Here is a 14,828-nt window from a genome sequence, read left to right as displayed (position 1 = left end):
CCATGAAAATGCTTTTGAGTTAAATTTTTAGTCGATTGGATTAATCGTACCCTTGCCTTCGATCTAATTTTAGATAATATTTAAAAAGAACGTATGGAATTGGCTACAAAACATGGTGTTGTACTTGAAAAAACCGAAAGGTCTTTTGAAGAATTAGGAGTTTTAAATCCTGCCGTTTTTCAAGACGGAAATTCAGTACACATGTTTTACAGAGCTGCAAAAAAAGGTAACTTTTCTACTATAGGATATTGTCGATTCGAAGGACCAATGACCTTAGCAGAAAGAAATACTGAACCAATCTTTGTTCCCGAATACATTTATGAAATTCATGGAGTTGAAGATCCGAGGATTACAAAAATTGATGATTTGTATTACCTCACCTATGTTACTTATGACGGAATAAATGCGTGCGGAGCTTTAGCGGTTTCGAAAGATTTGAAAAAATTTAAAAAGAAAGGAATTATTACGCCGAAATTCATTTTGAATGAATTTACAAACCTGATTAGAAAACATTTAGAAAATCCAAGTATTGCCAAAATACTTGCTTTTAATGTCAAAAGAAATTATCCTTTGACAGAAACTATTAAAGAAAATCTATTTGTGTGGGATAAAAACGTGGTTTTATTTCCCAAAAAAATAAATGGAAAATTTGTTGGATTACACCGCTTATTTCCATCTATACAAATATTTAGTTTTGAAAAGAAGAAAGACCTGACCGAAGATTATTGGAAAGATTATTTAAAAAACCTGCCTGATTATCTCGTAATGGAACCTAAATATGACCATGAAACAAGTCATATTGGTCCGGGTGCTCCTCCTATCGAAACAGCAGATGGCTGGCTGCTTATTTACCACGCCGCCGAAAGAAGAGAAAAAGGATTAGTGTATCATGCTTGCGCCGCAATGCTGGATATAAATAATCCGCAGATAGTTTTATCAAGGTTAAAAATACCTCTGATAACACCATCAGAATACTATGAAAGACATGGTTATGTAAATTATGTAGTTTTTCCAACGGGAACAGCCATTTTTGACGACCTTCTTTATATATATTATGGTGCTGCCGATGACAAAATTGCGGTAGCCTCTGTGAACTTAAATGACTTATTAAACGAATTAAAAAGTAATCCCCATGAAAGCAATATCTAATAAATCAAAAATCGTTTTTTTATCAACATTTCCACCAACACAATGTGGAATTGCTACTTATACGCAGGATACAATAAAAGGTATTACCGATGTTTTTGGTAAATCTATAGCATGTGAAATTTGCGAATTGGTTAAAGAACCAAAAGAAAATCCAACACAAGCTTTTACTTTAAACACCAATAACAGAGAAGAATACTCAAAAGTTGCCGAAGAAATTAATGATGACGAAAGCGTCAAACTAGTTCATATTCAACATGAATTTGGATTGTTTGGCGGAAATTACGGCGACCATTTATTAGATTTCTTAAATGTGATTAAAAAACCTGTTACGTTTACGTTTCATACCGTACTTCCTAACCCCAACAACGAATTAAAAACATTTGTAAAATTACTTTTGAGTTATAGTAATTCTGTATTTGTAATGACCAAAAGGTCTGAAGAAATATTGATTAATGATTACAACATTCCACAAGATTTTATTACAACTATCTCTCACGGAACTCACGTTGTTGTTTATGAAGCACCGGAAACGGCAAAAGCAAAATTTGGAATTGAAGACAGAAAAGTGTTATCAACTTTTGGCCTTTTAGGCGAAGGAAAAAATATTGAAACAGGTTTAAGATCTTTGCGCAAAATTGTTGAACATACGCCAAATGCACTTTATCTGATTATTGGCAGAACACACCCTAATTTAATTATTGATGGCGTAGATACATATCGTGAAAAACTAGAAGCTATTGTTAACGAATTAGACTTGCATGACAATGTTCGTTTCATCAACCAATATCTTGAAACAGAAGAACTTTTAAGCTATTTGCAGGCTACAGATATTTATCTGTTTACATCAAAAGATCCAAATCAGGCAGTAAGCGGCACTTTTTCTTATGCAATGAGTTGCGCTTGCCCAATTGTCGCATCAAAAATTCCGCATACAAAAGAAGTTCTTACAGAAGATTCAGGAATTCTGGTTGACATTGGAAATGAAGAACAATTTGCAGAAGCTGCAATAAAATTACTTTCTGATGAAAATCTAAGAGAAGAAATGGGTAAAAACGCCTTTAGAAAAACACGCGCCTGCTCTTGGGAAAATATAGCAATTGCGCACATCAATACATACAAAAAACTGATTGAAGATGCGACAGAAATTAAATTTACATATCCGCCAATTGAATTAGCACATGTTAAAAAAATGACAACAGAACTTGGAATGATTCAGTTCAGCAAAATTTCTGTTCCGGACCTTTCTTCAGGTTATACCTTAGATGATAATGCAAGAGCTTTGGTAGCACTTTGTATGCATTACAAACTTACAGAAGACAAAGCTGATTTGCCATATATTTTAATTTATCTGGATTTTATCGAGCGCTGCCAAAAACCAAAAGGTAATTTCATGAATTATGTTGATGAAAACAATCGCGAACATATTGAGCAAAATGCCGAAGTAAATCTGGAAGATTCTAACGCACGCGGAATCTGGGCATTAGGAACAGTTGTTTCTATTAGAAAAATTCTGCCTGAAGCAATTGCCAAAAAAGCTTCAAAATGTTTATTGAATTCTTTAAAATGGGCCGAAACTATTCAATCGCCTCGTTCTATAGGTTTTGCAACAAAAGGTTTGTATTTATATCACAGCGCTATTCCTAATTTATATGTGGCAGCCATTATCAATAAGCTAAACGCGAAATTGTTATACAATTATGAAGTTCATGCTACTAAAGACTGGAAATGGTTTGAAAATTATTTAACATACGGAAACGGAATTTTACCCGAATCAATGCTATATGCTTATTTGGTAACCAACAAACCTATTTATAAAAAAGTGGCTCTGGAATCGCTAGATTTCTTAATCTCTAAAACTTATAAAGGGGATAATTTCAAAGTAATTTCAAATAATGGCTGGTATCATAAAGACTCAGAACCAGCAGAATACGGAGAACAGCCAATTGATGTTTCATACATGATTCAGACTTTAAATTCGTTTTACAGCGCATTTAAAACTCCGGAATACAAACGTTTGATGAAAATTGCCTTTAACTGGTTCTTGGGTAAAAATCATTTGAACCAAATTATGTATAACCCGGTTAGCGGCGGTGGATATGATGGTTTGGAAAAAGAGAATGTAAATCTAAATCAGGGTGCAGAATCGACAGTTTGTTATTTAACCGCAAGATTAATAATGGAGAATCTGAAATTATCTGAAAGTAAAGTGATTCCGTTAATGAAAGCAAAAACTGATATGGCTATTAACTCATAATATCTTAACTATACCATAACTATATTTGAGTAACAGATTGTTACCGTAAAATCCCTTCTTTTCGAGAAGGGATTTTTTGTTTTTAAGATTTGAATAATGTAACACTAAAAAATTTACCTCAGAGATTCACAAAGTTTTTTCACAGAGTTTCGCAAAGTATTTAATAAGCTTTACTACAGTTGTATTCAAGCTTTGTGAACTTAAAAAACTTTCAATGAAGTTAACTCTGCGGATCTCTGTGAAAAAACTTTGTGTATCTCTGTGGTAAAATATCAGTATAGAAATTTTATGCTAGCACAAGTGTCATCTAACGTAAATCTTTTTGAGTTATTGCTTACGATGTAAATTATATAAACTTGAAAAAAAGTTCTGTAATATTTTTCGTTAACAATTAAGATAACTTTAATATTAAATAAGAAAGGAAAATACAATATGTTAAAATATTGATTTCTAACCTAATATCACCAACTAAAAACAACTTATTTTGATACTCACTTTAAAAAATACATTCGAAGAAGTAGGAAATGCAACGTTGTTTGCAAAGCAGTTTTTTAAGGAAGTATTTATACCCCCTTACGAAACCAGACAATTTTTGAAACAATGTTATATCATCGGATATAAATCATTGCCGCTTGTAGCCATAACAGGTTTCATTATGGGACTTGTGCTTACCATGCAATCGCGACCAACTTTGGTAAAATTTGGTGCCGAATCCTGGTTGCCGGGTATGGTGGCGCTTTCGCTAATAAGAGAAATTGCACCTGTTATTACAGCCCTGATTTGTGCAGGAAAAATTTCGTCAGGAATTGGTGCCGAATTAGGCTCTATGAAAGTAACAGAACAAATTGATGCTATGGAAGTTTCTGCCATTAATCCTTATAATTATTTGGTTGTAACGCGCATATTAGCCTGTACATTAATGGTTCCGATATTAGTGTTTTTTGCAGATGCAATAGGAATTATGGGTGGTTACGTGGGCGTAAATATTCATGGTGATGTCAATTTTCGCAGATACCTCACACAAATTATTCAGTCTCTGGAATTTCTGGATTTGATTCCGGCAACGATAAAGACTTTTTTCTTCGGATTTTTTATTGGAATGATTGGATGTTATAAAGGATTCAACGCCGCAAACGGAACCGAAAGTGTTGGTAGAGCTGCAAACTCTGCTGTTGTAACGGCGTCCTTGACCATTTTTATTATAGATATGATAGCCGTGCAAATAACCGATTTATTTTTTTAAAGATGATCAAGGAAGAAAAACATATAGAAAAAGAACCGAAAGCTAAAGATAAAAAAGCAATCATCGAAATCAAGGATTTGCACAAAACCTTTGGCAAAAACAATAAAGTTTTACAAGGCGTGAATCTTACTGTAAACAAAGGTGAAGATTTGGTGATTTTAGGCCGTTCAGGTTCCGGAAAATCGGTTACTATAAAATGCATCGTTGGTTTAATTGAACCAGACAAAGGTGAAATCAAGGTTTTTGACGAGAATGTATTACATCTTAAAAAAAGTGAACTCAATGAGATCAGAGTCAGAATTGGATTTTTATTTCAAAGCGGTGCTTTATACGATTCAATGTCAGTTAGAGAAAATTTAGCTTTTACGTTAAGAAAACACAAAAGAGATTTAAGCGCTGAAGAAATTGAAAGTCAAGTTATTGAAGCACTTGACAGCGTAGGATTAAGTGAGGCTATTGATAAAATGCCATCTGAATTATCCGGCGGAATGCAAAAGAGAATTGGCTTAGCCAGAACTTTAATCCTAAAACCCGAAATTATTTTATATGATGAACCAACAACAGGTTTAGATACGATAACATCAAGAGAAATCAGCGAGTTGATTCTCGACATAAAACATAAACGCAAAACAACTTCGATCATTATTACACACGATATGGCTTGTGCCAAACTTACTGCAGACCGAATTATGGTTTTAAAAGATGGTGTAATTCATGCCGAAGGAACATACGAAGAACTAGAAAAAAGCGAAGACGAATGGGTACGCTCTTTTTTTCAATAAAACTAAAAAACAAAAATAGAAATCATGGATAAGCAATCTGGATATACTTGGAAATTAGGAATGTTTGTAACAATTGGTTTGTTGCTTTTTATAATAGCAATTTACTTTATCGGGAAACAAAAAAACCTGTTTGGTTCAACATTCAACATCACTTCACAATTTAAAACCGTAAGCGGTTTAGAAGTGGGTAACAATGTTCGTTTTTCAGGAATAAATATCGGAACGGTTGAAGAAATCAGATTAATAAATGATTCTTCGGTAGTGGTAAGTATGGTTATCAAAGATGAAGTTCGCGAATTTATTAAAACAGATGCCCGCGCCAGTATAGGATCTGATGGGTTAATGGGAGACAAAGTATTAACGATTTCTCCTGGTGTAAAATCTACTAAAGTAATCGAAAACGGCGGAGCCATAGCTTCTGTCAACGGAATCGAAATGAACGATATCATGAAAAGCGTTAAAAAAAGCGTTGATAATGCCGGTATAATTACTGAAGAGTTAGCCATTTTTAGCCATAGTATGAATAACGGAAACGGTGCTTTGGCAAGATTAGTTCGTGATGATAAAATGGCAAACAGCGTTTCGAATACTCTTTCAAATCTTGAATCTGGTACAAAAGGTTTCAGCGAAAATATGGAAGCTGCAAAAAGCAACTTTTTACTAAAAGGCTACTTCAAGAAAAAAGAAAAAGAAAAAGAAAAAAAGCAGGAAGAACTGAAAGAGAAGAAAGAAGAGCAAAAAGAAAAGGCTGAAAAAGCACAAAAGGAAAAAGAAGAAAAAGCGAAAGAGCAAAAAGAAAAAGAAGAAAAACAAAAAGAAGAAGATGCTAAAAAAGCAGAAGCTGAAAAAAAAGAAGCTGCAGACAAAGCCAAAAAGTAATTTAATACACGCCTATGAATTCGCCTTTCAAAAATATTGCCTTAAAAGCACTCAAAGTAACAGGAATAACAATAGCATCAATTTTGCTATTGTTATTTCTCATTCCGCTATTGTTTCCCGGCAAAGTAGCCTCTGAAGTAAAGAAAATTGCCAACGAACGACTGGATACAAAAATGGAGTTCTCAAAATCGAGACTTTCATTTTTTACGCATTTTCCGTCGTTAACCGTTTCGCTTGACGATTTGTCCCTTACAGGTTCTGCGCCGTTTGGAAACGATACTTTGATAAAAGCAGAACAGGTTGCGTTTGGCATCAACTTAAAAAGGCTGATTTTTGACAACGAAGTAAAAATCAATAAATTATACGTTTCCAAAGCCTTAATAAACGTAATGGTAAACCAAAAAGGACAAGCCAATTACAATATTTATAAAGCTCCGGATGAAGACAAAAACAAAGCCGATAATCCCGAAGAAGGAACAGCAATTCGTTTAGAACGTATTGATCTTGAAGATTGTCACGTAAAATACAACGATCGATCGGCTAAGATTCTCATTGATGCAAAAGGTTTTAATTATGTTGGAAAAGGAAATTTGAGCGAAGATATTTTTGATTTAAATACCGATGCCAAAATTGACAACATCGATTTTTATTATAACCGAACTGCTTATCTGAGAAAGAAAGAATTACGTGCCGATTTAATTACCAGAATTAACACACATGCGCTTTCGTTTATTCTTCAAAAAAACGAATTAAGAATCAACAAATTACCTCTAACATTTACTGGTTTATTTACGATTTTACGAGACGGATACAAAATAAATATTAAGGCAGCTTCAAAAAATACAACCGTAAAAGATTTATTTTCTGTAATGCCGCCGGAATACTTAACCTGGCTGGATGAAACTGAAATTTCCGGAAAAAGTGATTTGCTTTTATCTTTTAGAGGAAATTATAATGTTTCAAAAAATCAAAAACCAGATTTAGCTTTCAATTTAAAAATCAACGAAGGCGCGATTAATTACCAAAATGCACCCGCTCCATTGACTGATTTTCAAATGGATTTAAATACCGTTTTGCCTTCTCTTGATGTAGAAAAGCTATTAATCAACTTAAGAACTTTAAAATTTAAGGTTGGTGAAAAAGATTATTTTACCGCTTATCTGCATAGCAAAGGATTTAACGAAATGACGGTCGACGCAAGCGTAAAAGGCGCACTCGATCTGGCTACTGTCGACGCTGCTTTGGGCTTGAGTACAATTGATTTAAAGGGGATTTTAAAAACCAATATTCAGGCGAAAGGTGTTTTTAGTACTTCAAAAAAATTATTCCCTAAAACAATTGGAGGGATTTCATTGCGAAATGGTTCTCTAAAAACAGACTCCTACCCTAACCCAATTACCGATATTACTTTTATTGCCAATGTACTCAATAAAGCCGGTACATTTGAGGATTTGATTGTGGCCGTTGCACCGGCATCGTTTGTTTTTGAAGGAAATCCGATGTATGTAAACGCAACGCTTTCTGACTTTAATGATTTGGCTTACAATGCCAAAATTAAGGGCGAATTGAATGTGGGACGAATCTACAAAGTCTTTTCGAAAAAAGGTGTCGATATTACAGGCTGGGCAAAAGCCGATCTTTCTTTAAAAGGAAAACAAAGCTACGCGACAACCGGACAATACAACAAACTGGATAATCGGGGAACCATTATTCTGAAAAATATTAAAGCAACCTCTGAACTTTTTCCTAAAGCCTTTTATATCAAACAGGGAAATTTCCGTTTTCAGAACGAGAAAATGTGGTTCGAAAAATTTGATGCTTTTTATGGAAAATCAGATTTTGCTATCAATGGATATCTGCTAAATACAATCAATTATTTTCTGGAATCGCACGGAACCTTGAGCGGTAATTTCAACTTAAAATCAAAACTGATTAATGTTGATGAATTTATGGCGCTCGAAAAAGGTGAAAATACAGATCGAAATATTGAAGTACAATACGCCAAAGAAGATCATCCAAAAATGAGCGGTGTTGTTATTGTACCGAAAAACCTAAATGTTGGTTTAACGGCAAACGTAAACAAAGTTGAATATAACGGACTTGTTTTAAATAAACTAACCGGGAAAATTGGTATTACAAAATCAGGTTTTTATCTCGAAAATACCAATTTTAACATCATCGATTGTATTTTGGGAATAAACGCTACTTATAAAGATGAATCGCCAACTTCGGCGCATTTTGATGCTCATTTTACTGCTAAGGATTTTAGCGTGGAAAGAGCTTATAAAGAGATTCCGATGTTTCATGATATGGTTTCTGCTGCCGAAAAAGCACAGGGAATTATTGGCGTTGATTATAATATAAAAGGAGATTTGAACGGAAATATGGGGCCAATTTACGAATCACTTGAAGGTGGCGGAACTTTAAATCTTCGCGATGTAAAAGTAAAAGGATTGAAATTATTTGACGGAATAAGCTCTAAAACCGGACAAGACGGCCTGAATAATCCGGATATGAAAGGTATCGAAATTAAATCATCTATAGATAATAATTTAATTCATATTGAGCCATTTACATTTAGCGTTGCCAGTTTTAAACCTACTATAAAAGGTACCACAAGTTTTGACGGATTACTTGATTTAAGAATGCGATTGGGGCTTCCGCCGTTTGGTATTGTTGGATTTCCAATTGTAATTACGGGAACGCACGAAGATCCTAAAATTAAAATTTTTAGCAAAACAGGTCAAAAAATTGACGATGCCATTTATGACGAGAAAAACAACAAAGTGATTAAGGAAGAAAAAGTCAGCAAAAAACGAAAAAATTAGAATCAAATGGAAAAGAAAAAACAAAACAGTGCATTCGAAAAATTTGCTTCGCATGTTTCAAAAGCTGCAGGAAGCACAACCGCTTTTTTAAGTGCTTTTTTAATTGTGATAGTTTGGGCTGTTTGCGGCCCTATTTTCAATTATTCTGAAACCTGGCAATTGGTTATTAATACAGGAACAACAATTATCACTTTTTTAATGGTTTTTTTAATTCAGAAAGCACAGAACAAGGACTCACTTGCCATTCAATTGAAATTAAATGAATTGGTAGCTTCCAATAAATATTCAAGCAATAGTCTGGTCGATATTGAAAGTATGACCGAAGAAGAAATGATTATTATTCAAAAATATTATCACAGACTAAGTGAGCTTGCTAAAAAGGAAGTAAGTATCAAAACATCGCATTCTATTGACGAAGCACATGACCAACACGAACGCAAGGATAAAAACAGAATAAAAATACGTACCAAAACCAAATAAAATGAAGTTACGCTCATCAGAAACTTACTGGCCGTTAAAGCATGCAATGGATACAAGCTATCCGTCGTTAGACTCAGATATTACTACTGAAATACTAATTATTGGCGGTGGAATTACCGGTGCATTAATGGCATATAAACTTATTAACGAAGGAAAAAAGGTAACAATTATTGACCGTCGTGATATGTGTAACGGAAGCACTGCCGCCAGTACCGCATTACTTCAATATGAAATTGATGTATCTCTTCATGATCTTATAAAACTAAGAGGAGTCGATTGTGCCGTTAACAGCTATATAAACGGAAAAAAAGCAATTTTTGATTTGCGAATAATATGTGATGCCATAAAAAGCGAATGCGGATTTGAGTTTAAAAAAAGCATTTATTTTTGTTCTCTTAAAAAAGATCTTCCGTTTTTAAAAGCCGAATTTAAATGCCGAAAAGAGCATGGCTTTGATGTTACCTGGCTTGAAAGATGGGATCTTGAAAAAATGGGATTAAATGCCATTGCAGCAATAGAATCTAAAACTGCCGCGGTGATGGATCCGTATAGACTGGCGCAGGATTTACTCGTTTATTGTGAAAATAAAGGACTGAAGATTTACGATCGTACCAACATTACTTCTACCCAAAATCAAAAGGGAAAACTCGTTGCACATACTGAAGATAAATGTACTATAACAGCAGATCATATTGTAAATTGCACCGGTTACGAAAGTACCGAAACACTTACTGAAAAAGTGGTCGATTTAAAAAGCACATTTGTAATCGCATCCGAAAGTATTCCTGAATTACCAAAAGTATTTAAAAATGCCATTTTGTGGGATACGTCTACGCCATACGTTTATTTTAGAGCAACCCCGGATAACCGAATTATTATGGGCGGTGGCGATGAAGATTTTAGAGATGCCAAAAAAAGAGACAAATTATTACCCAAAAAAGAAATTTATCTTTTAAAGAAATTTCAAAGAAAATTCCCAAAAGTCAAATTCAAATTAGATTATTCCTGGGCAGGAACTTTTGGCGAAACCAAAGATGGCTTACCGTACTTCGGAAAACCAAATCCAGACAAAAATGAACATTATGTACTAGGTTTTGGCGGTAACGGAATCACCTTTAGCGTTATTGCAATGAACTCAATTCTTGATTCTATAAACAACATAAAAAATCAGGATTTGGAGTATTATAAGTTTGGGAGATAGGTTCAGGTACAGGGGTGCAAAGGTGCAAAGTTTTTTTGACCAATGTTTACTGTAGAGACGCACGGCAGTGCGTCTAACATTATGCAAAGACGCACTGCCGTGCGTCTCTACGAAAAATAATGCCGTGAAAAATAACGTATATTTTTAATCTCTGAACCTTTGAACCTTTGCTACTTTGTACCTTTGTGCCACTTTAAACCTCATTTAATAATAAGCTCCATTTGAATATTACAACGTTTATAAGGTGTTGCCAAACCAGAAACTTTCTCGAAACCTAATTTATGGTATAAGTTAATTGCGGGTTTAAGGATTGTATTACTTTCCAGATATAACTTTGACGCGCCAAGTTCTTTAGCATTTTTTACAATTGCTTCACCAAGCAGCCAGCCAATACTTTTTCCCTGTGCTTTTGGCGAAACAGCCATTTTTGCCATCTCAAAATCATAATTTTCATCATTCATTTTAATGAGGGCGCAAACACCAACAGGTTCATTTTTATATAAAGCAACCAAAATCTTTCCACCTTTATCAAGAATATATTCTTTGGGATTATCCAATGCTTTATAATCTGCTTCTTCCATTTCAAAATACGTTGATATCCATTCCTCATTTAAAGCTTTAAAAGCTTCCTGATATTCGGGAGTATACTCTATAATTTGAACATCCTGACTTTCACGCATTTTTTTCTGTTCGTTTACTCTTTTAAACAATGATTTTTGTTCCAGTAAAAATTCCCATTCTTCGAGTGCAGCCCATAAATTATGATTTGATTCAGAAATCAGAGATTCAACAGCAGCTTCAACATCAATACATTGCAATTTTATTTTTTTAGACAGGATTAATCCTTTTTCTGTCAAAGCCACAATATTTCTGCGTTTATCTGTCGTTTTTAAATTATCATTTACAAGTCCTGCAGTAATCATTTCCTGAACAATTTTACTTACTGAGGGTTGCGAATGTCCAATTTCATTAGCAATTTCAGTAATCGTAATTTCTCTTTCTTCTGTAAGTGTATAAAAAACCGGGAACCATTTTGGCATAAAATCCGCTTCATATAATTCGTAAACTTTTGCAGCATCATCTGTAATTATTGCTGTCATTAAACGCAAACGGCTTCCTAAAGCCACCTTACCTACTTTATTAAAAAAAACCATTTTATAATTGATTACATAATTAGTTATGCAAATATATGCTTTTTTAAGATACTAAGGTTCTGAGATGCTAAGATTCTAAGATTTTTTTAAGACGAGTATATTTTCGAAACACATCAATGTGTAAAATATATCGAATTGTTAGCGTCCAATCTTTGCGTAGACGCACTGCTGTGCGTCTCTACGATTTGCGTTGAGAAAAAATTGTGAAAAAAATTGGCATAAAAATTCATCCAAAAATAAAAAAAATCTAAGATTCCAAAGTAAAAACTTAGAATCTTAGAACCTTAGTAACTTAGTATCTTATTTATCAAGCTGTAATAGCCAACGGATTCAAATTGAATTTATATTCTTTTGGACTGCAATTGAATTTTTGTTTGAAGATTTTAGAGAAGTAGCTTCTGCTTGTAAAACCAATGCAATACACAATTTCAGAAATATTCAAGTCCGACGTTCTAATTAAAATTTCGGCTTTTAAAACACGCATATGTGTAATATAATCATTAACTGTGCGATTGTGAATCATTTTAAAACCTTCCTGCAATTTATTTGGTGACAGACCTGATTTTTTGCTTAATGATTTAATCGTAAATGGTTCTTCAGGATTGGCTTTTATAGCTTCAGAAAGTTCTTTGATTTCTTCCATTTCTCTTAAAGTCAAACAGTTTGTATCTTTTGAAGCAGCAATTAAATCATCTGTATGTTGTTGAATTTCCATAGCAAGAATAATTCTTAAAATACCTTCTTTCAATAAATTACGAACTATTCCGCTTTGATTTACAGCATTTAACTGCTCTATTTTTTCGGCAATTCTTAAATTATATGAACCTATGTAAAAGAAATCTTCGACAGTATTTTTACCAAAAAAAGTTTCTCTCACATTTTCATTCAATGAATGAGTCTGATTAACAGTTGCGTGAGTTCCCACAATAATCAAAGTAAATTTTGTTTTCTTATCTTTTTCAAAAAACAAAACATGTTCCTGATCTTGTTTAGAAGAAAGAATTGCTGTTTGAAACGTTTTCAATTTTCTTTCTTCGCCCGTAATTCCAAAACTATGAGATAAATTACCTTTAGAACAATAAGCAAAATAAACCGGAGACGATTTTAAGTTTAAGATATTCATTCGAACATCGGCAGAAAAAGTCATATCAAACTGCACATACGAAATATCATCATTGAATGAAGCACCGGTAATAGATCCTTTTGCAAAACTATTATTGACTTCCAAAGTATATTCATCTAAATCGAAAGTTACTTTTCCGCCTACATTTAAAGTTAACTCATCAAAAATATTTTCGATTTTCTCTGTATTTATAGTTACTATTTTCATTTTGCGTGGATTTTAAAAATTCTACATTCTATTTTTAATAGATTTTTGAGAAACTTTTAGAAACAGAAACATTTCTTTTAGACGTTGGATTTCCTTAAAAATCTATCTGTCAAAGTTCGTTTAATGACCTTCCGAAAATGTTATATAATTTTTGTAATTTGTTTTATAATTACTTCTAAATGATTATTCTAATATTTAAATTTTTTTCTTCTAAATAAGTAAATACAAAATGAAAAGTTTTTCTTTCGCCCCAATAACTTCAAATGATGCTAATATTTTGATATTAGGCACAATGCCCGGCACTAAATCATTAGAAATCAATCAATATTACGGTCATAAACAAAATAATTTCTGGAAATTTATGTTCACTATTTTAAAAGAAGATTTTTCAGATAACTATCCAACCAAAAAAGCACTTTTGCAAAAAAATAAAATAGCACTTTGGGATGTTTTACAATTTTGTGAACGAGTCGGAAGTCTGGACAGTGCCATAAAAAATGAAATTGCCAATGATTTTGAAACTTTCTTAAAAAATCACCCTAACATAAAAACCATACTTTTTAATGGACAAAAAGCGGCGGCTTTCTTTAAAAAATACGTTCATCTTCAAAAAGAATATCAATTGATCACCTTACCTTCATCAAGTCCGGCCAATGCGAGTAAAACTTTTCAGTCAAAATTAGAGGAATGGAAAATTATTGAAACCTTAATTTAAAATTCAATATTTGAATTCTATAATAAAATCATTTTAAAATGTAACAAAAAAGGACAGCTTCTAAGATAATTTTACCAAAGGTTTTAAGATATTTAAAATAATTAATCCTTTTAATTTATATGGACTCACTACTTATAAATTATTGCCAGGGAATTAGATTATAAAATATTGGTTGTTAGTTTATTTTTAAATAAAAGCTATTCTTTATTGAATAGCTTTTATTAATTTAACACTAATATTTAATGCAGAAGAAATCATGAAAATTCAAACATATTCAAACCATATTCGGTTTTATTCATGGCATCATTTTATTTATTATCCTGTTTTGATCGCATTTTTGACAGGAAGTATATATTTTGTCTGCACCACAAACGATAAATTAATCTGGACATTTATAAGTGTCTGCTTTATTTTTTTGTTCTGTCTTGCTTTTATGCTTCGCCAGCATTATGCAATTACCCTCCAAAACAGAATTGTCAGACTCGAACTTAGGTATCGCTATTTTACGCTAACCGGAAAAAGATTAGAAGAATTTGAATACAAATTAACCGACGATCAATTATTTGCCCTGCGTTTTGCGCCAGACAACGAACTGCTTGGTTTAATCGACGATGCCATCAAAAACAACCTCTCCGGAAACGCCATCAAAAAGGCAATTGTTCACTGGCGAGGCGATTATAATCGTGTCTAACAAAACCAACTTTCCATTAGTCTCTTTTAGAGGCTTTTTTTTGAACTAACCAAAATGTAAATCAAAAATACGATCAACTCTCAGTATCTTAACAATCTGGGCGTGCCACCATCCCGATAAGG

Annotated in this window: 12 protein-coding genes; 10 read left to right on the top strand and 2 right to left on the bottom strand. The window is 33.1% G+C overall.

Annotated elements, in window-relative coordinates:
• Nucleotides 1–93 precede the first annotated feature (93 nt).
• The 8 genes from BUE22_RS21390 (at nt 94) to BUE22_RS21355 (ending at nt 10,816) form a co-directional block, all read left to right on the top strand.
• A complete protein-coding gene (locus tag BUE22_RS21390; protein WP_073398013.1) occupies nt 94–1,149 on the top strand; it encodes a glycoside hydrolase family 130 protein in 1,056 nt (351 codons plus the stop codon).
• Complete coding sequence (locus tag BUE22_RS21385; protein WP_073398012.1) at nt 1,133–3,403, top strand: glycosyltransferase; 2,271 nt, start codon at nt 1,133–1,135, stop codon at nt 3,401–3,403. The genes BUE22_RS21390 and BUE22_RS21385 overlap by 17 nt, the downstream gene beginning before the upstream one ends.
• 484 nt (nt 3,404–3,887) lie before the next feature.
• Nucleotides 3,888–4,646: an MlaE family ABC transporter permease gene (locus BUE22_RS21380; protein ID WP_042565422.1), complete on the top strand. Its 759-nt coding sequence runs from the start codon at nt 3,888–3,890 to the stop codon at nt 4,644–4,646.
• A 2-nt stretch (nt 4,647–4,648) separates the two neighbouring features.
• Nucleotides 4,649–5,428: an ABC transporter ATP-binding protein gene (locus BUE22_RS21375; RefSeq protein ID WP_073398011.1), complete on the top strand. Its 780-nt coding sequence runs from the start codon at nt 4,649–4,651 to the stop codon at nt 5,426–5,428.
• A 24-nt stretch (nt 5,429–5,452) separates the two neighbouring features.
• A complete protein-coding gene (locus BUE22_RS21370) occupies nt 5,453–6,307 on the top strand; it encodes an MlaD family protein (RefSeq protein WP_073398010.1) in 855 nt (284 codons plus the stop codon).
• A 14-nt stretch (nt 6,308–6,321) separates the two neighbouring features.
• A complete protein-coding gene (locus BUE22_RS21365; protein WP_073398009.1) occupies nt 6,322–9,135 on the top strand; it encodes an AsmA family protein in 2,814 nt (937 codons plus the stop codon).
• Nucleotides 9,136–9,141: 6 nt separating this feature from the next.
• Nucleotides 9,142–9,615: a low affinity iron permease family protein gene (locus BUE22_RS21360; protein ID WP_073398008.1), complete on the top strand. Its 474-nt coding sequence runs from the start codon at nt 9,142–9,144 to the stop codon at nt 9,613–9,615.
• A 1-nt stretch (nt 9,616) separates the two neighbouring features.
• Complete coding sequence (locus BUE22_RS21355) at nt 9,617–10,816, top strand: NAD(P)/FAD-dependent oxidoreductase (RefSeq protein ID WP_073398007.1); 1,200 nt, start codon at nt 9,617–9,619, stop codon at nt 10,814–10,816.
• A 200-nt stretch (nt 10,817–11,016) separates the two neighbouring features.
• Here BUE22_RS21355 and BUE22_RS21350 read toward each other — a convergent pair whose 3' ends face one another.
• Together BUE22_RS21350 and BUE22_RS21345 are read right to left on the bottom strand one after the other, a co-directional pair.
• Nucleotides 11,017–11,970, bottom strand: a complete 954-nt coding sequence (locus BUE22_RS21350) for a bifunctional helix-turn-helix transcriptional regulator/GNAT family N-acetyltransferase (protein WP_073398006.1) — start codon at nt 11,968–11,970, stop codon at nt 11,017–11,019.
• 307 nt (nt 11,971–12,277) lie between these two features.
• Nucleotides 12,278–13,300, bottom strand: coding sequence for a helix-turn-helix domain-containing protein (locus BUE22_RS21345; RefSeq protein WP_042565415.1), 1,023 nt, complete (start codon nt 13,298–13,300; stop codon nt 12,278–12,280).
• Nucleotides 13,301–13,529: 229 nt separating this feature from the next.
• Between BUE22_RS21345 and BUE22_RS21340 the strand changes: the two genes are divergently transcribed.
• Together BUE22_RS21340 and BUE22_RS21335 are read left to right on the top strand one after the other, a co-directional pair.
• Complete coding sequence (locus BUE22_RS21340) at nt 13,530–14,015, top strand: DNA-deoxyinosine glycosylase (RefSeq protein ID WP_073398005.1); 486 nt, start codon at nt 13,530–13,532, stop codon at nt 14,013–14,015.
• Nucleotides 14,016–14,271: 256 nt separating this feature from the next.
• On the top strand, nt 14,272–14,706 hold the full coding sequence (locus tag BUE22_RS21335; RefSeq protein ID WP_042565413.1) for a DUF6526 family protein: 435 nt from the start codon (nt 14,272–14,274) through the stop codon (nt 14,704–14,706).
• Nucleotides 14,707–14,828: the final 122 nt, after the last annotated feature.

The sequence above is a fragment of the Flavobacterium pectinovorum genome, from assembly GCF_900142715.1.
GTDB lineage: Bacteria > Bacteroidota > Bacteroidia > Flavobacteriales > Flavobacteriaceae > Flavobacterium > Flavobacterium pectinovorum.
The sequence above is the reverse complement of the archived record's forward strand: the minus strand, read 5'-3'. Positions and strand labels throughout refer to the sequence as shown.